Origin of the sequence: Streptomyces sp. NBC_01474 (genome assembly GCF_035918215.1) — a bacterium.
GTDB classification, from domain to species: Bacteria; Actinomycetota; Actinomycetes; order Streptomycetales; family Streptomycetaceae; genus Streptomyces; species Streptomyces aureus.
On record NZ_CP109449.1, the window covers coordinates 1,995,049 to 2,018,622 of the forward strand.

Sequence of the window (23,574 nt, forward strand, 5' to 3'; positions counted from 1 at the left end):
TGATGGGTAGTAGTTAGGTCTTGGACAGGAGTAGGTGACCGGGATCACCATCTCCTCCATGACTTCCCCAGACATCTCGTCCGGCAACTGGCTCACCCCACCTCACCACCGACTCGGTCTGCACCGGGTCGAGGACGTGGTCCCCTGCACGACCATCGCTCGCGGTGAGGCGCCGGCACGCATGCTGGTGCCCGCGAGTCAGCCCTTGGACTGGGACCTTCTGACCGTGCCGGGCCCCCTAGGGAGGCCCATCAGCGCACAGGAGTTCCTCGCTCGCACGCACACCGACGGCATCCTCGTGCTGCGCGGCGACACGATCCTCGCAGAGCGCTACTTCGGTGAGTTCACCTCCGCGTCTCACCACATCGTGATGTCCATCTCGAAGTCGTTCGCCGGCATGCTGGCCGGGGTGCTGGCCGGCGCCGGCCTGCTCGACCTCGAGGCGACCGTTCCGACGTACGTCCCGGAGCTGGCGGCGGGTTCCTACGCCGGTGCCACCGTGGGGCAGCTGCTCGACATGACCGCGGCGCCGCACTACGACATGTCGTACCTGGAGCCCACCGCCGAGGTTCACGCGGGCGACCGCGCTGCCGGATGGCGGCCGCGCCGGCCCGAGGACGTGGTCGGCACCCGGCCGTTCCTGGCCCAGTTGCGCGGCGCCGGCCGGCACGGCGCCGACTTCCAGTACTGCTCGGGGACCACCGACGTCCTCGCGTGGGTGCTCGAACGCGCCGGCGGCGCGGGCTACGGCGAGCTGATGCGGCGACATCTGTGGTCGTGGATCGGCGCCGAGGACGACGCCTTCGTCACGGTCGACGACCACGGAACGCCCTATGCGTGTGCCGGGATGGGGATGCGACTGCGCGATCTCGCGCGATTCGGGCGCCTGGTTCTCGACGACGGGTGGCGTGAGGGCACACCCGTGGTGCCGGCTGACTGGATCGCGCGGACGCGTCGCGGGGGGCTCTTCGCGACCACGGCCGAGTCCGACGCGGCGGCGGGTGGCACCTACAAGAACCAGTGGTGGATCCCGGGCGACGATCACGGGTCCTTCTACGGGGTCGGCATCTTCGGCCAGTACCTCTGGCTCGACCCGCAGAGCGACGTCGTCATCGCGAAGTTCTCCGCCACCGACCAGCCGGTCGCCGACACACCCGCTCACCTGGACGCGCTGGGCGCCATCGCCCGTGCGGCCGCCTTGACCCGGCAGGAGGCATGAGATGGACCGCAACCGATCACACGGCGAGTCGATAGAGCAGCACTCGATCGACTACGTCCCGCCCGAGGAGCGCCACGGCAAGCCGTGGCACCTGTTCACGGTCTGGTTCTCCAGCAACGTTCAGATCACCGCGTTCGTCACCGGCGTCCTGGCGGTCACCCTCGGACTCGACCTTCCCTGGGCGGTCGCCACCATCCTGATCGGCAACCTCGTCGGTGCCGTGTTCATGGCCTACCACTCGATCCAGGGTCCCCGTCTGGGCGTGCCGCAAATGATCCAGAGCCGTGCGCAGTTCGGATTCCTCGGCACCCTGCTGCCGGTCGTGATCGTCCTGTGCATGTACATGGGATTCGGTATCGAGGGTGGCGTCATCACCGGGCAGGCCTTCGCGAACTGGGCCCACATCTCGTTCAGTTGGTCGGTGATCATCCAGGGCGCGGTCCCGGCGGTCATCGCGATCGTCGGGTACAAGGTCATCCACCTGTCGACCCGGGTGGTCAGCGTGGTCTCGGGGCTGCTGTTCCTCGCCCTCACGATCGCGTTGGCCGGTCACTTGCCGGAGCACCTGCCGAGCGGCCCGGCTCCGTCGTTCGGCACCGTCCTGCTCGTCATATCGATCTTCGTCTCGTGGCAGCTGACCTGGGCGCCGTACGTCTCGGACTACTCTCGCTACCTCCCCGAGGACACCCCGTCGCGGACCACGTTCCTGTGGACCTACGCCGGCTCGGCACTCGGCTCCTCGTGGGTGATGATCCTCGGCGCGTTCGCCGCCACGATCAGTGCCGAGGCGGTGGGCGACGACGCCATCGGCATGCTCAGCCAGCAGATCCCGGGGCTGAGCTCGGCCATCCTGCTCGCCATCGTCATCGGTATCGTCCCTGCCGGCGTGTACGGCTACTACGGTATGTACCTCACCGCGATCAGCGCCTTCTCGGCCAAGGGCCATGGCTCCGCGACGCCGCTGGTGCGCGCCGTCTTCATCGTGGTGAGCGCCGCGCTCACGATCGCAGCCACTTTGATGGCAAGCGGCCACATCCTGAGCACCGTCGAGAACATCACGTTGTTCCTGCTGTACCTGCTGGTGCCGTGGACCGCCATCAACCTCGCCGACTACTACGTCGTACGGCGCGGCCACTACGACGTCGGCGAGCTCTTCCGGCCTCGGGGCGAGTACGGCTTGGTGAACTGGCCGGCCGTCGTTGTCTACCTGGTCGCCATTGCGGCGCAGATCCCCTTCATCAGCAGCAGCCTCTACACCGGGCCGCTGGTCGACTACCTGGGCGGCGCCGACATCTCCTGGATCGTCGGCCTGCTGGTGGCGACGGTGCTGTACCTGGCCTATGCGCGGCGTACCCGAATGGTCGCGCAACCCGTCGGCGCGCGAGCATCGGCGGCCGGCTCCCACACGCCGCTCTCGGTCGACTGAGCGTCCAAGATCTGCGCAAGCCCCGGCGGGTGCTTCTGGACCAACTCGTGAAGGCCATTGACGCACTGGGCTGACCCGCAGAACGAGGGAACGCACAGAACACCCCGCATGGCCGCACATGGCCGTGTGAGAGCGTGCTGTCCTCAGTGTCGGATTGGGCCGCCTACTTGGACGGGATCGACGTGGCCGGTTGTCGGAACGCTCTGTGCCAGGCAGAGGCCGATGTCGAGCAGCGAAGATCGGCCGAGGCGAGCGACGTCGGTATTGGGAGTCCAGACCGACTCTGCGGTTTCGCCGTTCGGCTCAGGTCGGCTCGAGACCTCGTCCGCTCCGCGCGTGAGCAAGCCCAAGTCCGCTGCGGTACAGGCAGGCAGGGCCACTGTGCCGAATTCGGATCGCACGCGCCCGTCCGATCACTCGCAGCGGTAGTCGCAGTAGTCCTTGGCCCCGACGAGGACCGAGGTACACAGCGTGGCAGCCCGTCCGCGTCCCCCTCGATGTCCCGGGAGGTCTGCCGGTGAAGGCCAGGGACACACCGGGGATCACCGGGTACTCGGGCTGCGACGTGTCGACGCGCCGGCCGCGACCGGCGCCGCGCGCGAAGAGCTCCTGGGCGGGGGGTGGTGAACACCTCGTCCTCGTCGAGCAGCACGCGCGTGCTGGAGACGCGGCCCGCACCGGGCCACCACAGCTCGATCGCGGTCACGACGGCCCCGCCCTCCTCGGCCATGACCCGGCAGGCACAGCCTGAAGAGCGGGTGCGATGCGACGAACCGGCCCCGGCACACCCTCGAAGGGGCGCGTCGGGGCCGGTTCCGGTTGGGATCGCCGCCCCCTACGGGCGGATGCCGGCGTCAGCCACGGGGGCCGCGGTGGCACTCCTGATGGGCGGGGCGCCAGACGCGGGTCCACTGACCGGGGTGCCAGCGGTGGTGCCGGTCCCGGAACGCCGGGTGCCACTGCCGTGCCCAGTGGCCCGCCACCTTCACGCAGTGGTGCGACGCCGCCGACGGACGGTGGTCCTGCGGAGCGGCCGACGCGGTGCCGACCGCGCCGACGACCGCGCCCGCGGCCAGGGCCACCGTCGCCGCCCCCAGGGCCGCTGCCTTCTTCAACCCGTTGATCATGTTCAGACCTTTCCGTACGAACCGGGGCTGACGCCCCGGCACTGCCGGACCGTTCGGCCGGGCACGCACTGATCCTCACCCTCCGACACCACCAAATCACCGCAGAACACTGCCTCTTAGGAAATACAGATCTATTTCTCATTCGGCTCAAATAGTCATATCTGCGCGTCAATGCTGTAGCCCCTCGCACACCGCCGCCCTGCACATGCACCACCACTCGCGGGCCGCGGCACAGGTGCCCCACCTTGACGCGATCGGTCGTCGCCGAGAACCACACCATGCGGGCCTCGGAGTCCCACCTGTAGAGCATGGTGGTCAGGGGGGTTGGCCACTGTGTCTGACGGTGACAAGCGCGCCCAACTGCAGCTTGCCGAGCAGGGCGGAGCGGGCTTCGTCGGGCAATGGGCGAGGCGCTGATCCTTGAGCAAGACCTCAAATCGGTGTCCCGGAAGGCGAAAACAGTGGCGCTATCACGGACCTGGGCCGATGGTGGACGGGATGGAAGCACCCCGCGCATGCCACTACGGACCCGCAGTCGGAAGCGGCGCCCTCTCCACCCCGGTGCCGGCCTTTCCTCCGCCGGAGGCACTGTCTTGACCACAGCCCACGTTCTGCAGTGATCGCCTCATCGCCGCTAGCCTCGTGCCAGGGCTTTGACCTCCGGAGGCAGGCTGCCACCGTGTTGGACGGCGAGGAGCATGACCTCGTCCGAGGTGTACCGCACCGCGATGGCGATACGTGGATTCAAGCCGTCGACGGCATAGGCCGTGGTCGGTTCGTGCCCTGCGGCATCGTCGTTGTGGCCCGGCGTGTCATTGCAGGGCGGGAACTCGGCGGGGCCGAGTGCTTTGCCTACGGTGAAGTCGACGTTGACCACCTGCGTATAGGTGCGGCCTCCGTACATGGCAGCGATCGCGCATGACCCTTCGGCCTCCCCGCCACCGCTCTGCGCTGAACAGGCGGTCGTCAGCGCGACCACGACCATGCCCGAGTACAACACCCGCCGCCGCGACCATGTCGAGGCGTCGGCGTCGCGGCGGCGTGAAATTCTGATTCGCATCAGTGGGCTCCTTCTGGAGCGTGAGCGCTCCGTCTCACCGGGTGCCGCGTAACCCATGGGGAGTTCGGACCCCGGGCGCGTCTCCCGATCAATTCATGAACATGACGGAGCTCGGGGCGAACTGGTTCATTCCACTTTCGGCGACTCGCCCTTCTCACATGATCCAAACGAGAGACCCCAGCCCTGCCCATGGGCGCGCGTCGGCGCAGTCCGCGCGGGGCGGGCCGAAGGCAGGAGCGTCGCGCGGAGCGGAGCCGGGAGAGCGCCCGACGGGGCGGAGCGCAGCCAGGGCTTGATGAAGTAGGGAAAGTTCCACCGCGCTGGCGTCAGACGCTTGCCGTCATGGCGTCACACGTGCGGGCCCGCATCGTCGAGAGAGTAAGGAGCCGGATCGCGTAGACATCGACCATCCGCTCGGAGACCTCTTCAGGTGTGAGCCAGCCGGCCCCCGTCGATTCGCTGGACACCCAGCACGAGGCCATGAGCCACATGAATCCGCTGCTCAGAACGCGGCGCGGGCGCCAGTGACCACCCGCGTTGATGTCAATGGCCCCGGACCGTGATCGGTCCCGGCCCATTGCATCGGTGCCCCCGGCAGGATTCGAACCTGCGACACCCGCTTTCTGTGAGCTGGTCGTAGTGGTCCAGATGCAGGCGGGTCAGGAAAGCGTGGTGTTCGCGGAAGCGTCCGGTCAGGGCCTCTGTGAGTTCGGGGATCTTGTTGCGGAGCCTGCGTTTGGCCAGGTCTGCGAGGACGTGGGGGTCGGCTTCGCCGCGGATGAGGGCCTCGAGCATGGCCCGGCCGGAGACGCCCATGATGTCGGAGGCGACCGCGGAGAGTTTGATGCCGGTGTCCTACAGCAGCTTCTCCAGCCGCTGGACCACCCGGCCGCGTTCACGGGTGACGGTGGTGCGGGCCCGGGTCAAGTCCCGCAACTCGCGCACCGGCTGAGGCGGGACGAAGGAGGGCCTCACCAGGCCGTGGGCGCCGAGCTGGGCCAGCCAGGCCGCGTCCGAGACGTCCGTCTTGCGGCCGGGCAGGTTCTTGACCTGCCGCGCGTTGACGAGGATCACGTTCAGGCCCTCGGCCAGCACGTAGTAGAAGGGCTTCCAGTAGTCCGAGGTCGCCTCGATCACCACCAGTGTCACCCGTGCGGCGAGCAGGTGTTCCCGCAGGGCGAGGACCGCGTTCGTTGTCGATCCCCACGTCGGGGTCTCGGTCGTGAAGGACCCCCGACGCTTCGTACTGAGGGTGCGCACACATGCCTTGGCGTCCTTCTTGCTGATGTCGAGGCCAGCGCAGTGTTCGTGCAGCACGTCCATGGCCTTGCTCCCTCCCTGGTGGACGGACCCGTCGTATGCCGTTCCGGGAGGGCCAGGGTGAATCAGGAATTCTGACGCACGTGCTTCGCAGCGACACTCCACGGTTCCCGTGGACGGCCCCCAGCACCATGCTGACCAGCGAGCCCACCGGCATCACAGAGCAATCGGTTTCGGCCGGAACGAACCCCTCCAGCGTCTCGGACCGGCATCAGCCCACGCCAGGGCAGACAGAAGCACCTCCAGCGCACGCCACGGCATTTACCACGCCCCCGGCGCGCACCGAAGGTGCGCTGAGTCGCTGACCAGGAACATCGGTCGGGGGCCTTCGTCTTGGCCAGTGCCCGTGGGTTTCCGCTGTTCCCCGGTGTTCCCCGCTCCATCGGGCACGGCTGGGGCACGGCAGCGCGCTGCGTGGAGCAACTCCCCCTGGAGTGTCTTGCCTCCAGTACATCAGTCTGGCGAGGCGCCGAAGGAGAACAGGGAAGCACTCTGACCTGTGATGCTTTGCATGCCCAGGCGCAGCGGACGTACCAGGGCCCCTCAGGTGATCACTGAGGGGCCCAGTCGCTGCCGCTTGCGCTCGGCAATGGCCGGGAAAGTCACTGGGCCGCAAGTACCTGCTCTCCGGGATCACACGATGGGTTGTGCAAGGCGAAGATCCGGGGTGGTCGGTGCCACGACACCAATGCCGTGACCTTGTCAGTCCTTAACCGAGCCCTTGACCCGCTCTTTCGCGCCCCGCATCATGCCCCGTGCTTCCAGTGCGGCCCCTTTCGCTTCGAGTGCGGCCCCTTTCGCTTCGAGCTTGTGGACCGCGTGGGCCGCCTTCCGCACGGTCTTTCCGACGACCTGTTCGGCCTTGGCCTTGGCTTTTTCTCCGGCACTCATATCGGTACCTCCGCGGAGTCTTACTGGTCGTGTGCCCGTGAGGCGGGGGCATAACCGCCCTGCGGGATGCGCTGACCGTGGACGGACGAGGTCCCGCGAGCGAAGCTCTCTTGGAGCCTGAGCGCCCCCGCCGGAACTCGGCGGTGATCACAGAGGGCTGTCGTTCGGGATCGGAGGGTAAGGCGTGCTGGCCCTGGCCACGCGTCACGCGTGAGTGCCGCTTTAGGAGCGAGGTTGGCAGTCACGCGCCTGAACTGCGGGTTCCCTGTCTTGGACGCAGTCCGGCGGCCGTACCCCTGCGCACCCCTATTCCCCGTGATTCCCCGACCGTTCTGGCACGAGAGTGGCACAGAGCCGTGCACTGGTGATCCTCTCGATGCCTGTTTATCGTGCGACTCGGCATGCCAGACTGCGGTCGTGGAGGAGATCTACCAACTGTGGTTGGCAGCCGCCCCGAGCCCCATACCCGAGGGCGAGGCTCGGATCTATTGGAATTGCAAGGACGACCCGACCCCAGCTTTGGCCGAGGGCTTGCGTTGCGCCTCCTACCTGTACGTTGGTTCCTGGAGCGCCGAGCACGAGCCAGAGAACCTGCATGCGGGCGAAGGGCATTGTCCCGCCAACCGGCTGTTCAGCTGGCTTTTCTACATCGGGACGATAGATCGCTATCAGGCGCCGTTGCTCGACGAAGAGCTGATGGCCCGGTTGGTCGAGCTCTACCGTCCGCGTCCCGGTGACCTTCCAGCCGACGCGATCGAGCTTCCACGGTTGGAGAGCTTTCTCCGTCGGCACTTGAGGCTGTACCTGCTTCCTGAGGAATCGGGCCGAGAGGTGTACGACCAGATGTAGCACTGAGGTCGGCGGAGCCTGCGCGGTGTCGTCCGTCTACCGAGGCCGACGCCACCGATTTTGCACTCTGGCATGATCCTTATCAGGTCGATCACAGGAGGCTGTCGACACCGATCAACTTGGCCTGCGCCTCGGCCGATCGTCCACTGAGGTCCACCGCCGAGCGCTGCTGTTCGTGCTTGTCGGTGTCAGCCGCTGATGTCAACCGTCACACACGGTTCTTGCAGAGGGCGACGCTGTTGAGCGACTGGGGCTGTCTCCGGTGTGGCGGAGGATGGTGCTCATGTCCGCTCTTTTCGAACCCCCCGAGCCTCGCCGCGTCTCGCCGGGCGAGTACCTAGTGTGGGACCAGGCTCTCGCCCTTCTGAACCGGGACCTGGCGGTGACGCTTCCCCAGCTGGAACCCCTGCAACTGCTGGCCCTTCCGTCCTACGCTGCGGATGAGCCGGAGGACGTCTACGTCGCCATGGCCAACGGCGAGTGGCACGGCAATTGCCTGGACCCGAACTCACAGGACAGCCTTGCCTCGGCACTGGCGAGCGTCGCCGACGCCGCGCAGGAGACCGTCATGGAGCTTCTGTGGCAGGCGTGGCCCCTGTGCCCCGAGCATGGCCTGGGCATGCATCCAAGGGGGGATGCACAGGAGCGACTGTTCTGGTGGTGCGCAGGAGAACGGTTGCGTCGCGGCCCGGCTCATATCCACGCGGCCGTGGGCGCACTCGACGCTTTGGAAGCGTCAATCCGTACACGGTCTTGAAAACCGTCGTGGCGCGAGTCACCGTGGGTTCAAATCCCACACCCACCGCGCATGGCGAAGGCCCCTGACCAGGAACATCGGTCAGGGGCCTTCGCCATGCAGATTGCCTGTTGGTGACCGCAGTTCCCCGTGAGTTCCCGGCCTACCGGGCACGGATGGGGCACGGGTGCCTTCTGATCCGTAGCTCTAGCCGGATCGGTCAGCGGCGGTCATTCCGGCCGCTACGAGGCCCCGGAGGGACACCACCGGACGCAGGCGATCGCTGGGGTTGCGGTACCTGGCTGCTGTACCGCAGGATCCAAACGGGGGTGACCATGGAACGGCATGTGCTGGAATCGCTGTTGGCCGGTGACGACGAGGCGTCCGTGATGGCTCTAGCCGCCCTCCGCAGCGGCGCCCCCTACTCAGTGGAGGAGCGGGTACAACCCACTGGCGCGCATGCCGGAGTCTTCAGTCGCCGACTTCAGCGCATGCGGATGCGCGGATTCGAACCCCCTGGCCTGGAGCGAGCAGTGCAGCTCATCAGGGAATACGGCCGGCCTGTGCGCTCAGCGCTGATCGATCCTGGCAATCGGACACGGTTCACCCTGCTCTTTCTCACCGAGGACGGCAGCGCACTCGTGGCCTGCGCTAGCTGGCCGCTACCGCTGGTTGCCAGGAAGCCACCGCTTTAGGAGCGAGGTGGGGCGAGTTGAGGCCTGACCTGCGGGATGCGGACGTCGGCGTCGGTCTGCTGTGGCCCCTGCTGGCGTCCGCAGTTCCCCGTGACTCCCCGCCCTATTTGGCGCGGTTGTGGCACGGGGAACTTCTGATCCGTAGCTCAATAGAGATCGGCCATTGGAGGTCATACAGGCCGCGGCGAGGGCTATGCGGGTCAGCGCTAAACCCTGCCGGTTGCTGAGGTTGCTGTACTTCGCTGCTGTACAGCAGGATCTCGACTGGGGGTGGGCCATGGAACGGGAACAGCTCGAACAGCTGCTGAGCGATGGCGACGAGACGTCGTCGGCCGCCCTGTCTGTTCTTCGCGCCGGTGCTTCTCACGTTGTCTGGGACGGAACAACGTCAACCGATACGCTCGCGAAGGTCTACGGGCGCCGACTCCAGCACACCGATCGGAGGGGTATCGAGACCTCTGGGCTCGCGCGAGCCGTCTAACGCTTGGACCTATACGGCCGACCGATTCGACTGGGCCAGATCAGAGCTGCCGACGGATCGTGGGTCTTCATGCTGTTTCTCGACGCGGACGGCGGCACGCTTGTGGCGTGCACTGGCGTCCGGCAAACCCAACCCGGGCCAGCGCGACTAGGCGGTTTCGTTTGGATCACCTGGCTGACCAGAGGAAGATGCTCGCAACGTGGAGTCCGGCCAGGTAGATGGCTGCTGTCTTCTCGTAGCGGGTGGCAATGCCTCGCCACTGTTTCAAGCGGTTGATGCAGCGTTCGACCGTGTTGCGTTGCTTGTAGGTCTCGCGGTCGAAGGCTGGTGGCCTGCCACCCCGGCTGCCGCGTCGCAGACGGTGGCCGCGTTGATCGGCCGGCACGGGGATGACCGCCCGGATGCCGCGCCGCCTGAGGTGTTCACGGATGGCCCGCGACGAATACGCCTTGTCTGCGAGGACTGCCGCTGGCCGGGTCCGGGGCCGTCCACGCCGTCGGGGAACGCGCAGCCGCGCCATCACGTCAGCGAAGGCAGGCGCGTCACCGGCCTGTCCGGCGGTGAGATGGAAGGCCAGGGGCCGGCAGTTGCCATCGGCCGCGAGATGGATCTTCGTGGTCAGTCCGCCACGGGACCGGCCGATGGCGTGGTCGTACGGCTCGTCGGCCGGGGCCCCTTTTTGCGGGCTCCGGCCGCGTGCTGATGGGCTCGCACGATCGTGGAGTCCACCGAGACGACCCAGTTCAGCTCCTCGTCGGCGTCGGCCTGTGCCACAAGCGCGGTGAACACCCGCTCCCATGTGCCATCGGCGGACCACATCCGCAGCCGGTTGTAGACCCCCCGCCAGTTGCCGTACTTCTCCGGCAGTTGCACCCACTGTGCCCCGGTCTGAAACTTCCAGGCGATGGCGTCGATCACCTCTCGGTGGTCCCGCCACCGGCCACCCCGCTTCGGTGTCCGGTCCGGAAGCAACGGCTCGATCCGCGCCCACTGCGCGTCAGTCAACGGCACACCAGGACAAACGAGCAGACGATCCGAAGGGAGCGACTACACGCAGCCGGTGCCATCGGTTTTCCCAGCAGCTGTCCACCAGGACATCACCCGGGCAGCTATCGCTTCCGGCTCTGACGGAAGAGGGGTGAGACCGAAGTGGTCTTCCAGCTCATGCCGCAGGAACTCACCGATCTCCGCCTGGTCGGCGCCCCTCCGGAGCCGCTGAAGGAGAGGGACGAGCATGCAGTCGTACTCGTCCTGCACCGCGTCAGCGACGCCGATCGGATCCCACTCATTGAGCAGATGCCGCAGGCCGTTCTCGGTGACGTCGGTCCCCGCATCGCTCCAGGGTGCCACCCCAGAACCGCCGTCATCACTCACCCCCACCTTGATCCAGAAGAAACGGCCTAGACACCCGCTGAATCTCGCACCGCCAACACGCTTTCCAAGTCTGTTGCTGCCGCAGAGGGCTGTGTACGACGCTGTTCACCTGCGTTCACGCCGGGGTCAGCGGCACGGCCGGTATTGGCTCCGGTCCCGCCCTGAACCCTCATGAACGGCTCTGAATGAGACGGAAACTGAGACGGGACCCCGATGAAACGAGTAGAGGCTGAGCTGTTCACCGATGGCGGCAACGACGCCGTGGTGCGCCTCCCGGGACGCAACTTCCTCGGAGTCCTGATCTAGGGGGACACTCTCAGCACCCTCCAAGCGGATGTGGCTGAGCTCGCCGAGCTGTGCGCAGCCGGCGACCTGGAGGAGGCCCGTCACGTGGCGAGCCTCCTCCATGCCGATCTGGGCACCAAGCTCGTCCGCTACACCGAGGCGCTCGAAGCCCACGGGATCTCCCGGCCCTTCTGATCCGTAGCTCTACAGAGATCGGTCACGGACGGTCATACAGGTCGCCCTTCGGCTGCATTGGGGACGCTAGGGGGTGGGGACCACGGCGCATCGGTGTTGTCTGCCATGGATAGCCTTCAGGCTACTAACTGCTAGGAGATCAAGGAGCATTGGTGCTTGACGAGCTGAGTGGTGAGCCAGTGCGAGGTCTTTATCCGTCTCAATGTCCGCTGTGTGAGGGGCCGCTCGTTAGGGCGGAGGGAGTTGCCGCGGGTATGCACCCGCTATTCATAAAGGTCCGTCTGGCGGGTAAAAGGCTGGCGCGTCAGCGCGGGACCAGGGTCTTGGTGTGTGACCGGTGCAGCCATGTTCTGCTGTTTCTACAGCCTCCCCGGTCCGCAGAAGGAGAGGATGCCGGGCTGTGAAAGCATACGGAGGGCGAGCGGAGGTGTGACCCGAGTCCGGGACGAGCATTGGCGCCGCCTAGGAATCTCGATGACGCTTTCTGCGGAGACGGTTGCCGGAACGAGGACGACCGGACCACTACACCGCCGAATCCTCAACTAGTCTTCGAGCGCCGGCACTTCGGCGTTTGTGCAGGTCAGGCCGGTATGCAGAAGCAGTTGGCGGGGTAGCGATGCGCTCCGCGTGGCGGTAGTCTGCCCCACCCCGCACGCCGCTGGCAACTTCAAAGGTCACAGGGCTCGTTCGCCTAAGATTTTAAATCTGGCCAACCTTTGCAGGTGCGCTTCCTTCGGATGCAAGGCGTTTCCTCCTGTGGCTACTTAGGCGATGCCCGTAGCCATTGGACTCTCCTCGACCCACCACTCACCCCAGCTCCCATCCCGTCCGCCGTCGAGTGGCGCACCGCATCAGGTGTTGCCACGAGGGGGTAACAGGGTGAACACGGTGCTTGGTCTCACGGGCGTGATAGTTGGCATAGCGGCCGGAGTTGTCACCATCCTTGTCGACGGGCGACGGGTCCCTTGGCCGGACTGGCTCTCCGGCAGCAAGTGGTGGAAGGCGGTCCTGGTTTTCGTGGCGGCAGGGTCGATCTCCACAGGACTCATGCTCAGCGCGTACCTGATAGCTCAGCAGACCAGCGAGGCGAAGGAGCTGGGCGGCGTGGACCTGTCCGGCTACTGCACCTCGTACGAATTCAAGGGGACCCAAGGGATGGGCTGCCAATCCCCGATCGACCTGGGTGCCGCCTGCGACAAGCGGTGGGACAGGGAAGGCGACACCATGAGGTTCACCGACCCCAAGGACCCGGACAGCGGCGTGTGCTTCACGGCTTCCGGGCGCAATACGAAGAAGGGCGTCGACAACCTGCCGGAATACTGCCGCGCGAAGTATCCGCTGAACGACCAGGGCTTGCGCAAGTTCCCGGGTTCGCCCAACTGGCGTGAGGATGCCGCGGGTTGGGGTGGATGACAGAGCGGACACGGAATCCGTGATCATTCAGGTGTCTAAGCCGAGTGATCAAGAGGGTTCCCGTGTCCGCTGTCTCATCTTCCCCGATCCCTGCCGTGTTGGCCAAGTTGGGTCCGCTCAACCCGGACGACGTGGCTGACCTGCGGTTCTTCCTGGAGGCGGTGCCCGATCCTCGCTCCCGGCGGGGCCGTTGGTACTCGTTGGCCTCAATCCTGCTGGTCTGCGCGGCCGCCGCGGTCTCAGGAGCCCGGACCATCGACGAGCTCGCCGAGTGGGGTGCCCGTGCCGACGCCGGGCTGCTCGCCGCGCTCGACGTGCGCCGTCACCTGCTGCACTGGCGGCATGCACCGTCCAGATCGGCGATCGGGAGGGTCCTCGAGCGCCTCGACGCCGACGCACTCGATGCGGCCGTCGGAGCCTGGCTGGCTCACCGCCATACCGCCGCAGCCCCGGGCAGACGACGGGTGATCGCCGTGGACGGCAAGGCACTGCGCGGCTCCGCCCGTCTGAGCCAGCCCCGCCGCCACCTGCTGTCCGCCGTCACCCACGGCCGCCCGGTCACCCTCGCCCAGGCCGAGGTCGGGTCCAAGACCAACGAGACACGGCACTTCCAGCCCCTGCTTGCACCGCTCGACCTGGACGCAGACGTGGTCACCTTCGACGCGCTGCACTCCGTGAAGGCCAATGTCGCCTGGCTGGTGGAGACCAAGAAGGCGCACTACGTGGCCGTGATCAAGCCCAATCAGCCCACCGCCTGGGCCCAGCTGGACGGTCTGGACTGGCACGCGGTGGCCATCCAGCACACCGCCTCGAACAAAGGACACGGCCGTCGCGAGTCCCGCTCGGTCAAGACTCTCGCCATCGCCGACAACCTCGGCGGCATCGCCTTCCCCCACGCGAAGCTCGCCCTCCGCGTCCACCGCCGCCGCAAAGCAACCGGCAGGAAGGAGACCCGCGAGACCGTCTACGCGGTCACCAGCCTCGACGCCCACCAGGCGAAACCGGCCGAACTCGCCTCCCACCTGCGCGGACACTGGATCGTGGAAGCCCAGCACCACATCCGCGACCGTACCTTCGCCGAAGACGCCTCCACCGTCCACGCCGGCAACGCACCCCGCGTCATGGCCGCCCTCCGCAACCTCGCAATCGGAGCCCTCAAAGCCCTCGGAGCGACCAACATCGCCAAGACCACTCGCGCCATCCGCGACCAACCCGAACGAGCCCTCCCCATCCTGGGCATCACCTACAAGCCCGACCTCAACGGAACTTGATCAAGCCCTGCTGAACGACAAGGTCACGGCCAGATCCAGCCCGCCGCACAAATGGGTTTGCCGTACGCCTGTCGATCCGACGCTGGTGTGCAGCTGGCACTACCAGTCCCGCGACGCGGTGGCGCGGAAGGACGACGCCGACGAGCAGTGGAAGTGTTACGAGCAGAAGCGGCTCTGAACCGCAGGACGGTGATCAGGGTGCCGTGTCCGTTCCGGCATTGCGCCCACGACGGCCGGCACCCGACCCGTTTTCCCAGTTCACCACTCAATCCACCACAGAACCAGGAACTTCTGGCTCGGGGTGAACTCCTTGCTCTCGGTGATCGCCTCGACGCGCGCCTTGTCGACCTGGGTATGCCCGCCCGAGAAGGCGTACGGCGCATAGGGGACCGCTTCGCCGGTGTCAGCGTCGACCAGCCTGCGTGCTGCTCCCAACGGGCCCTCCATCGATGGGCATTGCTCTGGTGTGCATGAAGGGCGGCCCGATCGTCGTCCCGGTGACCGGCCATTGCTCCACCTCACCGTCCTTGGTTCCGGCGAGAGCGACACGCCCGTCCGCCGAATCCGACAGCGCGGAGACCGGCCCGCTCGCCTGAATCAGGGCGAGTTGGCTCTTATCACCCTCTGACGTGTGATGCTTCGCACCCCTAGGCGCGGCGGACGTACTACGGCCCCCTCATGTGATCACTGAGGGGGCCGTAGCGTTGTTCGGGGTGATTGAGACCTTCTTGGATTGGGATCGGATTCCCACATCTGCCCGTCGGCCGTCGCCGGAGAGCTGTCCCGGCTCTCCCACGGATCCACCCCCGCCTGCGGCTGCTGTCGAGTCAGGCCAGAACCGTCCGTCAGAGTGGAGTTAGCTCAGTGGGAACCTTCGGCCGGGTGCCGGACACGTACAGAGCATGGAACTGAACGACGCTGGTCCCGCCGTCCCGGTCGGATGGATATCTGACCAAGAGTTGTGGGCGAGGGCTGTCGACGGCGACCGGGAGGCGTTCGGTCGGATCTTCGACCGGCACGGGAAGGCCATCTACAACTATGCGTTCCGGCGGACGGCTGACTGGTCCGAGGCCGAAGACCTCACGTCGACCGTGTTCATGCATGCCTGGCGTCGGCGATCGGAGACGGTGCTGGACCGCGACTCCGCCTTGCCGTGGCTGCTGGGCATCGCCGACCGCTTGCTGTCGAACACCAGACGGCGGCTGAGACGGGCCGAGGCGCTGCTGCACCGGCTCGTCTCTCATAACGAGTCGGTGGGCGACCACGCGGACCGCGTCGCCGGCCGGGTCGACGACGAGCGGCGCATGTCGGAGATCCACCGGGCGCTGGCTCGGCTGCCGCGCCACGAACGCGAGGTCATCGAGCTCTGCGTGTGGTCGGGCCTGGACCAACAGGCGGCCGCGGCAGTGCTGAAGGTGGCGGTCGGAACCGTGAAGTCCCGACTGCACCGGGCGCGGCGGAGGCTGGGGGCCGACCTCGTGGGCGGAGCCACGGTTCCGGTGTCGTTCAGTCCGAGGAATCCCGTCGACGTGAAGGAGGCCGCACGATGAATGACACGCAGGACATTCCCACGGCTCCTTCTGATCGTGATCTGCCGAACCACCGGCGGATGCGAGAGGAGTTGCTGATGAAGATCGATCCAGAGGACAACGATGTTTCGCTGCGCCGCAGGTGGGGTGTGCCGCTCAGTGTCGCCGCCGGTGTCACGGCGGTGTGCGCCGCGGCTGTGGCCGTCTTCGGCGGGACAGGGGAGGCCGAACCGAGCCTCGCTGACCCTGCGGCAGGAGGTGGAGGGCCGTCGAGCGCCGCCACGTCATCGAGTCCGAACACAAGAGCCGGTTCCACGTCGGGCGGAGCTGGCTCGACGTCGTCCACGGCTCGCGCGACGTCCACTCAGGATGCCTTCACCATCACCAGCGCGAAGACGACCCCGATCGGAGCCGCGACCATCGCCAAGATCCTGTCTTCCTGCCTGGGGCAGGACGCATCGCAGTACCACGCCGTGATCGCGGTCCGTACTCCCGTGGCCTCAGGGGACTGGGACGGCGTGGTCGTAGCCGTTAACTCCGCCGACCAGTACGTGCAGTGCGAATCGAAGGGCGACAAGGGCACAAGCCAGGCCGTCCCGCCCACCTTCATCAACAACCGCCTGTGGGGCACCGGTCGTGTGATCGAGTACTTCGATTCCTTTATGGCCAACGCTGGCAAGGGGAAGTACCTCATGCTGGGTGCTGGGCACTACGCATCTGACGTCGCCAAGATCACCATCAGCTACGGCAACGACCCGAAGCAGTACCCGGCGGTCATGTCGGGCGGCGCGTTCACCTACGCAGCGGCCCTCTCTCCTGACGCACCCCCCGGCCCGCACTATGCCGGCCCGGCGTCCTACGTACATGCCTACAACGCATCAGGCAAGGAGATCTACAACCAGGTGAAAGATCCGAAGTTCACCAGCGAGCAGTAAGCCAGCCTGGTCAACAGCCCACTGCTGGCACGCCTGTATACCAGGGCCGCAACGACCGCGTATTTGCCTTGGAACCGGGGGACGATAAGCGTCGCCTCGACGCCTGTATCGCGCTCTCATGCCACCGAGTTGACCGCCTTTGCGCTGGCGGTCAACTCGACGGGGCGGACTAGGACATCCAGGCGAATCCGCACCGACAGGTGCGTCGACGTCACCATGATCGCCATCTGCGACGGACTCCCCTTCGCCCGCAGGAGGTAGCCCGGCCATCTGACCTACCTGTTTCTAAACCTCAACCGGCGTTGGGGACCAGCGGTACAGCCGTTGGCGCTAAGCACTCGATCATGGGCAGCAGAGGACCCCGGCCACGTGGTGGCTGGGGTCCTGTGCGTGTGCAGGTGTTGGTTCAGCCGCAGCAGTCGCAGCCGGGGCGGCAGCCGCACTCGGCTGTCTCGGGGCCAGCGGAGGGGACCGCTGCGGCGGCGGGTGTCGCGCAACAGCCCTTCCCCTGCCATGCGTCGCGGCCTTCCTTCACGGCGATGGCGGCGATGACCAGGGCGGCGATCGGGTCGGCCCAGGACCAGCCGAGGGTGGCGTTGAGGACCAGGCCGACCAGGAGGACAGCGGACAGGTACGTGCAGAGCAGGGTCTGCTTGGAGTCGGCGACGGCGCTGGCGGAGCCGAGTTCGCGGCCTGCCTTGCGCTGGGCGGCGGACAGGAACGGCATCACTGCGAGCGAGAGGGCGGCGATGACGATGCCGGGGATGGAGCGTTCGGCTTCGCCGGTGCCGGCCAGCGCGCGGGCGGCGTCGATGGTGACGTACGCGGCGAGCGCGAAGAACGACACCGCGATGATCCGCAGGGTGGTCTTCTCCCGGGCCTCGCGTACGGCGTGGTCGCGGGCGGAGAACTGCCAGGCGACCGCGGCGGCGGAGGAGACTTCGATGACGGAGTCCAGGCCGAACCCGATCAGGGCGGTGGAGGAGGCGATCGTCCCGGCGGTGATCGCGACGATCGCCTCGATGACGTTGTAGGTGATGGTGGCCGCGACCAGCAGCCGTATCCGTTTGGCGAGGACGTCGCGGCGGGCCGGGGCCGGGCCTATGCCGATGGGTGTCTCGGCGGTCATCTCAGCAGCAGCCCTTCTCGTCCGCGTCCGCGCAGGTCTTGTCGGCGGCGACGGCGACCACGGCGGTGCGCAGGTCGTCCAGCGCGTGGCCGAGGCGCTCGTCGGCGAGTTCGTAGCGGGTGCGGCGGCCGACCGGTACCGCGACGACCAGGCCGCAGTCGCGCAGGCACGCCAGGTGGTTCGACAGCCGGGTCCGGGAGATCTCCAGGGTGTCGGCGAGGTCGGCGGGGTGGGCCGGGGCCTCGCGCAGGGCGAGAAGGATCCGGCAGCGGATCGGGTCGGCGAGGGCGCGGCCGAACCGCGCCAGCACCTCGATGTCGGCAGCGAGAGTCAGCACACCACCGACAGTACATGGATTCCTGAATTCACAGAATCTTGCATCCATGGGTCATGGTGCACGCCCCTGGGTAGCACCGGCACAGCCGCCTGTGCCCAGATTGATCACGGGGCCTGGCTGCGGGTCTTCGGGCTGGCGGATGCGGACGGGCTTGGCCCGCAGGGGTAGGCCGTCGTCCACCGCGGTGGCCTCGGCTTCGGCGAGCGCCCGGTAGAGCGAGGCGACCGAGGGCGACCTGCCCGCGTTCTTCCCGACCTTGATCCGGCAGGACCGGCCTGGACGCGACTCTGACGATCGAGGGATAGCAGCACGATGTGCCGGCCGCGGTGGGCCGGACCGTCTACCGGATCGTTCAGGAGTCGCTCACCAACATCGCCCGTCACGCGAACGCAGGCACGGCGTCGGTCCGGATCGACTGCCGCCCGGACACCCTCGCAGTACGCATCGATGACGACGGCAAGGGCACACCAGTCATCGCACTGACGCCCGGCGTCGGGCTGCTCGGCATGCGCGAACGCGTCACCGCCCTCGGCGGCCGGCTGCGGGCGGAACCGCGGAGCGAGGGTGGCTTCACCGTCCAGGCCGAACTCCCCCTGGACCGAACGTCATGATCCGTGTCCTGCTGGTCGACGACCAGCCGCTGATCTGCAGCGGATTTCGCGCGCTCCTCGATCTCGAAGACGACATCGAGGTGGTGGCCGAGGCCGCCGACGGGAAGCAGGGCCTGGCGCTCGCCAAAGAGCACCTGCCCGACATCGCTCTCATCGATATCCAGATGCCGGTCGTCGACGGCATCGAGGCGACCCGGCGCATCGCCGCGGACCCGGCCCTGGCCGGGGTGCACGTCGTCATCCTGACCAACTACGGCTTGGACGAATACGTCTTCAACGCCCTGCGCGCCGGCGCAGCCGGATTCCTCGTCAAAGACATCCTGCCGGAGGACTTCCTACACGCCGTACGCGTCGCCGCGCGCGGCGACGCCCTGCTCGCACCCACGATCACCCGCAAGCTGATCGACAGGTTCGTCACCCAGCCTTTCAACACCGGCACCGGCACCGGCACGGGGCTGGAGGGGCTGACCAGCCGCGAACGCGAGGCCGTCGTTCTGGTCGCGCAGGGCCTGTCCAACGACGAGATCGCGGGCCGTATGGTGATCAGCCCGCTGACCGCGAAATCCCACATCAACCGGTCCATGGCCAAGCTCCACGCCCGCGACCGGGCCCAACTCGTGGTCCTCGCCTACGAATCCGGTCTGGTAGCCCCGCGCAACTCTTGACATCCATGGTCCGGCTGGATGCCTGCCCGCCGGTGGTCCTGTTACTGAACACCCTCGCAAGCGTCATCAGCGTCGTCAGATGCCTTGGACGGAGTGCTGTCGTTTCTCGGGCTCTGGCTCAATTTCCGTGATCGCGTAGCCGTGAGTGAAACCGGCTGGGCAGGCATCGACGATCGATCCGAGTACGCGTGCTGCCCGCATGTCGACCGACCGCTGCTGACGAACAAGTCTCAGTCGAGAAGGTCTCTCGCTTCGTAGCTGGCGAGCCCCATGGCAAGCAGGGGCGGTACCAGCGCGTTCAGATACCACGCCATGTCAGTCAGGGCCGGTGCACCGGAGAGCCTTCGCCGGTCAATCGTCGGGATGAAGGAGCAGTGCGATCGGCCTGCATGAAAGAGTAGTTGGCCACCGGTTTCCGCAGTTGAGTGATAGATGCAGACGCCGACGTGGTAGCCGATGTTGTCCAGTGAATCCACCACGGCCAGGACCTCAGCTGCCTGGTCGGTTGAAGTCGACTGCCAGTCGAACAGGTCGTCGTTGTTGACCATGTAGGAGATGCCAAGCGGTTCCTGCAGCGACCATCCCTCACCGGCCAGAGCTCGCACCACGGCCTCCACGGTGAGGGCACCTGCGAACACGAGATCGATGTCGGCGGTCCTGGACATTCGCGGCTCCTGCGGTGGGGTTGATCAATGTCGGAAGCCTTTCACGTGTGGGTATCGATCACGGAGCGAGGAGTACTCGTTTCCTCAGGAGTGCGAAGCCGGCTCGGCCGAACATCTGGCGTTTGAGCATCTTGATGCGGTTGACGTGCCCTTCCACGACGCCGGAGTTCCAGGGCAGCGTGAGCCCGGCGATGACCGCGGCCTGGTCGCGATCGATGCCGGCAGCGAAGGTATGGAGACCGGGCAGGTCGTCCTGGCGGACTGCGTCGAGCCACTCGGGCAGCCGTTGGCCCTGTCGCTGGGTGAGGATCTGGGCGAAGGAGCGGACATGTCCGGTGAGGGCTGCCGGTTCGGGGCAGTGGGCCAGGACGGCCTTGAGCCGGAGCTGTTCGACCTCGGAGAGGGAGTCAGGGTGGCGCAGGATCCAACTGGCGACGGTGCGGGATGAGGGCGGGGGTGCGGTGACCGGATCGGCCGAAAGGCGTTTGGTGCGGAAGTAGGCGCGAACTCGCTGGTAGCTGCCGTTGTAGCCGAGTGGCACGATCTCCTCCCACGCTTTCCATGCGTTGGTGCAGCCCTGGTTCCAGCGGTCGTCCAGGTAGGGCCTGTACTCGTCGAGGACGGAGGGGCGGCCCTGCCACTGGCCATGGAAGAGGTCTTCCGGGGTGGTGGCGTCGGCGAGGAGCTTGACCGTGCGGTAGGTCATCCCGAGTTGGCGTTGGATCGCGCGGCGGCTGCGGCCGGCCGCCAGCACGGCGTGAACGGCGGCATGGTTGGACCGGGTTCTGTCGGCGAACCGGTGGCCGGTGGGCCACGGCCAGCCAGCGGGGTCAGCTGGCTCCTTGACCTGTTGGGATGGCTCGCGTGCGGTGCCTCGCAGGCAGCCCCGATGGCCGGCGACGCACCGTTCGGCGGCTTCGCTGAGGTTGTGCCACAGGTGCCAGCGGTCCGCGACCTGCACCGCCTGCGGTGCCCCGACGGTGGCGCCTTCGGCGAAGAACGGAGCCCGGTCCCGGCAGGCGACCTCGATCCCTGGCCTCTTGGCCAGCCAGGCGGCCAGGCTCGATGCCTCCCGGTCTGGCAGCAGGTCCACCGGCCGTCGCGTTTCGACGTCGACCAGCACCGTGCCGTAGTGCCGGCCTTTGTGCGTCGCGTACTCGTCGACGCCGACCACTCTCGGGGCTGGCAGATCCGGTTCGGGCAGCGCCTCGACGAGCCGCAGGACCGTGCTGCGGCTGACGGACACCCCAAAGATGCCAGCCATCCGGGCTCCCGCCCGGCCAGCCAGGGCGAGGCCGACCGCCGCCAGAGTCGAACGCAGACGCTCAGTCCACTGGCCGTACCTCCGGGTCAATCCCGGCACCTGCTCAACGAACGTCCGTCGCCCGCACGAAGCGACCGGGCAGGCGAAGCGGCGGACCCGCAGACAGAGCACCACCCGGCGCCCCGCGCTGGGAACATCCGCAGGAAACCGCAGGTAGGAGCTATGAACCCGGATCGACCAGTTCCCACAGCCCGAACACGCGGAACCGGTCGTTGTGCTGCGGGCCTCGACTCGTATCGTCTCGTTGCTCACGTCCACCGACACCACCGACACGTCCGCGATCGACGGGAGCAACAACTCCTCCAGCCGGAGGACCACTTCTTCCACGGTCCCGAACTGTCATGTACCCGAGGTCACCACTGATCATTTTCGGGCGACTTTCAGGGGCCCAACACGACCACGAACCGTGACTCAGCGTGCGCAGGTCACGGAACTTGAGCCAGAACCCGAGACCGGACAGCAGTTGTGCACCAGTGTGGGAGGCAGCCAACACCTACGTGGGAATCGAAATGCTCACGGGTTCCGACAGCGCTGGTAGATGTGGGCGCTTTCGGGGGCGCCGAATCATGGCGGCCAGCGACTGTCTAGGGTCACGTGCATGTCGAGGACCACACCGCCGCGCCCGCTCGATGTCGAGGCGCTTTTCCCGGAACTGGCTACCCATCGGGGCACTACCACCCGGCTCCATCCGCGACCGGGCCGACCTGATGTGGCGGCCAGTTCCGTGGGCGGCCCGCTGCTGTGGCCGGTGGACGAATCCTGGCCGGTGTGCACCGAGCCTCACAGCCATGCACGGGGCCGACGCCCGGCGGACATCCACCGGCGGCGACAGATCCTGGCTTCCGCATGGCTCCGTGAATCGAACCCAGGCCCCACGGACGAGGAACGACAGCTACTGGAGGAGCTGGACCAGAAACATCGCATTCAAGAGGATGCTGCGACCGATCCACTGCCACTCATCGGCGTGGCACAGCTGCACCGGAGGGACATCCCCGATCTGCCGGCCGGACCGGACGACTGCGATCTGCTCCAGGTGTTCTGGTGCCCCTTCGACGCACACGGGCCGACCGATCACGGCATGCTGCTCGACCTGCGCTGGCGCCGGTCGTGGGAGGTCACCGAGGTGCAGACTTCACCGCCACAGCCGCAGGTCGTCGGCTTCGAGGGGTACGTGCCCGAGCCGTGCGTGCTGCATCCGGAGCAGGTGGCCACCTACCCGTTCGCCGGCCTCCTCCCAGAGGACCTGTGCGCACGGATCGATGCCTGGGAAGAGGCCCTGGAGGAGGAGGCCGAGGAATCGGAGGACGAAGACGCCGCCACACCAGTGGGCTACCAGTACGACCTGTCCATCCCACCCGGCTGGCGCGTGGGCGGTTTCGCCTCCTGGCACACCACGGACCCGTCCCCCATGAACTGCCTGGCCTGCGCCACACCGATGCACCTGCTGCTGACCATCGACAGCTCGGAATGGGACGGCGGCAGCGGCAGCTGGAAACCGCTCGAAGAACGGGACTTGCCCACACACCTGTACGCCAAGCCAACCGAGGTCACCGTGGGCCGCTGGGGCGAACTCAACATCTTCGCCTGCCCCGAAGATCCCTGCCACCCGCACCGCTGGAGCATCCAGTAGATCACTCGGCGGGATGAGGTCGGTGAGGCCCGGTCGCCGGCGGCCGCAGGATTTGAACCTGTGGCCTCATCCTTATCAGGTCGATCGAGGCACCTCCTCGACCATGGTGAACGTCTGTAGACCCATGGTCCGGCTAGCGCTGAGGTTCGGCGTTGATCGGTGGCGTACGCCCTTGTTGGTGTCAGCCGCTGATGTCAGATGGCCTAAGAGAGAAGAGAAACACTCCGACTCCGACCAGAAGGCCCCCGATCGCAATCGATCCCGCTCTGGTTCGGCGGACTTTCTGAGCTTCAGCGGAACGCCCTTCCTCGTCCTCTTCCCGAATCACCTTGCTGGTGAGAGCGGCGAAGCCGAGGAACAAGCCTCCGAGGAGCGTGAGAACGACGCCCAAGATCCCTACCAAGATC

General features: G+C 66.8%; 20 protein-coding genes and 5 pseudogenes. 13 read left to right on the plus strand and 12 right to left on the minus strand.

Features of this window, described 5'->3' with window-relative positions:
- Positions 1 to 58: 58 nt before the first annotated feature.
- The 3 genes from OG758_RS09535 to OG758_RS09550 all read left to right on the plus strand — a co-directional run bounded on the left by OG758_RS09535 (position 59) and on the right by OG758_RS09550 (position 3,396).
- Positions 59 to 1,219, plus strand: coding sequence for a serine hydrolase domain-containing protein (locus tag OG758_RS09535; protein ID WP_326709583.1), 1,161 nt, complete (start codon positions 59 to 61; stop codon positions 1,217 to 1,219).
- A gap of 1 nt (position 1,220) precedes the next feature.
- Complete coding sequence (locus tag OG758_RS09540; protein ID WP_326709584.1) at positions 1,221 to 2,645, plus strand: purine-cytosine permease family protein; 1,425 nt, start codon at positions 1,221 to 1,223, stop codon at positions 2,643 to 2,645.
- 517 nt (positions 2,646 to 3,162) lie between these two features.
- Positions 3,163 to 3,396, plus strand: a complete 234-nt coding sequence (locus OG758_RS09550) for a hypothetical protein (RefSeq protein ID WP_326709585.1) — start codon at positions 3,163 to 3,165, stop codon at positions 3,394 to 3,396.
- A 103-nt stretch (positions 3,397 to 3,499) separates the two neighbouring features.
- Here OG758_RS09550 and OG758_RS09555 read toward each other — a convergent pair whose 3' ends face one another.
- From OG758_RS09555 to OG758_RS09580, 5 genes and pseudogenes are all read right to left on the minus strand, one after another.
- Positions 3,500 to 3,772: a hypothetical protein gene (locus tag OG758_RS09555; protein ID WP_326709586.1), complete on the minus strand. Its 273-nt coding sequence runs from the start codon at positions 3,770 to 3,772 to the stop codon at positions 3,500 to 3,502.
- A gap of 634 nt (positions 3,773 to 4,406) precedes the next feature.
- A complete protein-coding gene (locus tag OG758_RS09560) occupies positions 4,407 to 4,832 on the minus strand; it encodes a DUF6281 family protein (protein ID WP_326709587.1) in 426 nt (141 codons plus the stop codon).
- A gap of 348 nt (positions 4,833 to 5,180) precedes the next feature.
- Positions 5,181 to 5,296 (minus strand): annotated as a pseudogene (locus tag OG758_RS09565) (NUDIX hydrolase); the annotation flags it as partial.
- 160 nt (positions 5,297 to 5,456) lie between these two features.
- A pseudogene (locus tag OG758_RS09570) lies at positions 5,457 to 6,155 on the minus strand (IS110 family transposase); the annotation flags it as partial.
- Positions 6,156 to 6,854: 699 nt separating this feature from the next.
- A complete protein-coding gene (locus OG758_RS09580; protein WP_326709588.1) occupies positions 6,855 to 7,043 on the minus strand; it encodes a hypothetical protein in 189 nt (62 codons plus the stop codon).
- A gap of 417 nt (positions 7,044 to 7,460) precedes the next feature.
- Between OG758_RS09580 and OG758_RS09585 the strand changes: the two genes are divergently transcribed.
- Together OG758_RS09585 and OG758_RS09590 are read left to right on the plus strand one after the other, a co-directional pair.
- Positions 7,461 to 7,892: a hypothetical protein gene (locus OG758_RS09585; RefSeq protein WP_326709589.1), complete on the plus strand. Its 432-nt coding sequence runs from the start codon at positions 7,461 to 7,463 to the stop codon at positions 7,890 to 7,892.
- Between the two features lie 283 nt (positions 7,893 to 8,175).
- Positions 8,176 to 8,649, plus strand: a complete 474-nt coding sequence (locus OG758_RS09590; RefSeq protein WP_326709590.1) for a hypothetical protein — start codon at positions 8,176 to 8,178, stop codon at positions 8,647 to 8,649.
- Positions 8,650 to 9,970: 1,321 nt separating this feature from the next.
- On the opposite strand, the gene OG758_RS09595 is transcribed toward OG758_RS09590, so the two are convergent.
- A protein-coding gene (locus OG758_RS09595) for an IS5 family transposase (protein WP_442810277.1) occupies positions 9,971 to 10,815 on the minus strand; the annotation gives its coding sequence in 2 pieces (ribosomal slippage) (positions 9,971 to 10,482 and positions 10,482 to 10,815; 846 coding nt in all).
- A 36-nt stretch (positions 10,816 to 10,851) separates the two neighbouring features.
- Complete coding sequence (locus OG758_RS09600; protein WP_326709591.1) at positions 10,852 to 11,178, minus strand: hypothetical protein; 327 nt, start codon at positions 11,176 to 11,178, stop codon at positions 10,852 to 10,854.
- A gap of 213 nt (positions 11,179 to 11,391) precedes the next feature.
- Between OG758_RS09600 and OG758_RS48895 the strand changes: the two are divergent.
- The 3 genes and pseudogenes from OG758_RS48895 (at position 11,392) to OG758_RS09615 (ending at position 14,342) form a co-directional block, all read left to right on the plus strand.
- Positions 11,392 to 11,658 (plus strand): annotated as a pseudogene (locus OG758_RS48895) (DUF6959 family protein).
- Between the two features lie 879 nt (positions 11,659 to 12,537).
- Positions 12,538 to 13,071, plus strand: a complete 534-nt coding sequence (locus OG758_RS09610; RefSeq protein ID WP_326709593.1) for a hypothetical protein — start codon at positions 12,538 to 12,540, stop codon at positions 13,069 to 13,071.
- A gap of 95 nt (positions 13,072 to 13,166) precedes the next feature.
- Positions 13,167 to 14,342 carry an ISAs1 family transposase gene (locus OG758_RS09615; RefSeq protein WP_326708336.1) on the plus strand — a complete coding sequence of 392 codons (1,176 nt, stop codon included), beginning with the start codon at positions 13,167 to 13,169 and terminating at the stop codon, positions 14,340 to 14,342.
- 267 nt (positions 14,343 to 14,609) lie between these two features.
- Here the strand turns inward: OG758_RS09615 and OG758_RS09620 are convergent.
- Positions 14,610 to 14,777, minus strand: a pseudogene (locus tag OG758_RS09620) (MarR family transcriptional regulator); the annotation flags it as partial.
- 467 nt (positions 14,778 to 15,244) lie between these two features.
- On the opposite strand from OG758_RS09620, the gene OG758_RS09625 reads away from it, so the two are divergent.
- The gene (locus tag OG758_RS09625) at positions 15,245 to 15,892 is read left to right on the plus strand and encodes an RNA polymerase sigma factor (protein ID WP_326709594.1); all 648 of its coding nucleotides are present in this window, start codon (positions 15,245 to 15,247) and stop codon (positions 15,890 to 15,892) included.
- Positions 15,893 to 15,969: 77 nt separating this feature from the next.
- Entirely contained in the window at positions 15,970 to 16,806 is an 837-nt protein-coding gene (locus tag OG758_RS09630) for a hypothetical protein (RefSeq protein WP_326715859.1), read from the plus strand.
- A gap of 406 nt (positions 16,807 to 17,212) precedes the next feature.
- Here the strand turns inward: OG758_RS09630 and OG758_RS09635 are convergent, their stop codons facing one another.
- Both OG758_RS09635 and OG758_RS09640 read right to left on the minus strand, forming a co-directional pair.
- The gene (locus OG758_RS09635) at positions 17,213 to 17,935 is read right to left on the minus strand and encodes a cation transporter (protein ID WP_326709595.1); all 723 of its coding nucleotides are present in this window, start codon (positions 17,933 to 17,935) and stop codon (positions 17,213 to 17,215) included.
- Between the two features lies 1 nt (position 17,936).
- Positions 17,937 to 18,272, minus strand: a complete 336-nt coding sequence (locus OG758_RS09640; protein ID WP_326709596.1) for an ArsR/SmtB family transcription factor — start codon at positions 18,270 to 18,272, stop codon at positions 17,937 to 17,939.
- 272 nt (positions 18,273 to 18,544) lie between these two features.
- On the opposite strand from OG758_RS09640, the pseudogene OG758_RS09645 reads away from it, so the two are divergent.
- A pseudogene (locus OG758_RS09645) lies at positions 18,545 to 18,883 on the plus strand (sensor histidine kinase); the annotation flags it as partial.
- Complete coding sequence (locus tag OG758_RS09650; protein ID WP_326709597.1) at positions 18,880 to 19,548, plus strand: response regulator transcription factor; 669 nt, start codon at positions 18,880 to 18,882, stop codon at positions 19,546 to 19,548. The pseudogene OG758_RS09645 and the gene OG758_RS09650, both read left to right, overlap by 4 nt.
- Positions 19,549 to 19,778: 230 nt before the next feature.
- Here the strand turns inward: OG758_RS09650 and OG758_RS09655 are convergent, their stop codons facing one another.
- Both OG758_RS09655 and OG758_RS09660 read right to left on the minus strand, forming a co-directional pair.
- Entirely contained in the window at positions 19,779 to 20,213 is a 435-nt protein-coding gene (locus OG758_RS09655) for a hypothetical protein (protein ID WP_326709598.1), read from the minus strand.
- 58 nt (positions 20,214 to 20,271) lie between these two features.
- On the minus strand, positions 20,272 to 21,864 hold the full coding sequence (locus OG758_RS09660; RefSeq protein WP_326709599.1) for an ISL3 family transposase: 1,593 nt from the start codon (positions 21,862 to 21,864) through the stop codon (positions 20,272 to 20,274).
- Between the two features lie 271 nt (positions 21,865 to 22,135).
- Between OG758_RS09660 and OG758_RS09665 the strand changes: the two genes are divergently transcribed.
- Positions 22,136 to 23,167 carry a hypothetical protein gene (locus tag OG758_RS09665; protein WP_326715860.1) on the plus strand — a complete coding sequence of 344 codons (1,032 nt, stop codon included), beginning with the start codon at positions 22,136 to 22,138 and terminating at the stop codon, positions 23,165 to 23,167.
- The last annotated feature ends 407 nt before the right edge of the window (positions 23,168 to 23,574 follow it).

Excerpts from the sequence above, each read along its gene's own strand:
- OG758_RS09535 (WP_326709583.1), top strand. The coding sequence starts at position 59 with ATGACTTCCCCAGACATCTCGTCCGGCAACTGGCTCACCCCACCTCAC.
- OG758_RS09650 (WP_326709597.1), top strand. The coding sequence starts at position 18,880 with ATGATCCGTGTCCTGCTGGTCGACGACCAGCCGCTGATCTGCAGCGGA.
- OG758_RS09630 (WP_326715859.1), top strand. The coding sequence starts at position 15,970 with ATGAAGATCGATCCAGAGGACAACGATGTTTCGCTGCGCCGCAGGTGG.
- OG758_RS09540 (WP_326709584.1), top strand. The coding sequence starts at position 1,221 with ATGGACCGCAACCGATCACACGGCGAGTCGATAGAGCAGCACTCGATC.
- OG758_RS09590 (WP_326709590.1), top strand. The coding sequence starts at position 8,176 with ATGTCCGCTCTTTTCGAACCCCCCGAGCCTCGCCGCGTCTCGCCGGGC.
- OG758_RS09560 (WP_326709587.1), bottom strand. The coding sequence starts at position 4,832 with ATGCGAATCAGAATTTCACGCCGCCGCGACGCCGACGCCTCGACATGG.
- OG758_RS09665 (WP_326715860.1), top strand. The coding sequence starts at position 22,136 with ATGTCGAGGACCACACCGCCGCGCCCGCTCGATGTCGAGGCGCTTTTC.
- OG758_RS09625 (WP_326709594.1), top strand. The coding sequence starts at position 15,245 with ATGGAACTGAACGACGCTGGTCCCGCCGTCCCGGTCGGATGGATATCT.
- OG758_RS09580 (WP_326709588.1), bottom strand. The coding sequence starts at position 7,043 with ATGAGTGCCGGAGAAAAAGCCAAGGCCAAGGCCGAACAGGTCGTCGGA.
- OG758_RS09555 (WP_326709586.1), bottom strand. The coding sequence starts at position 3,772 with ATGATCAACGGGTTGAAGAAGGCAGCGGCCCTGGGGGCGGCGACGGTG.
- OG758_RS09655 (WP_326709598.1), bottom strand. The coding sequence starts at position 20,213 with ATGTCCAGGACCGCCGACATCGATCTCGTGTTCGCAGGTGCCCTCACC.
- OG758_RS09635 (WP_326709595.1), bottom strand. The coding sequence starts at position 17,935 with ATGACCGCCGAGACACCCATCGGCATAGGCCCGGCCCCGGCCCGCCGC.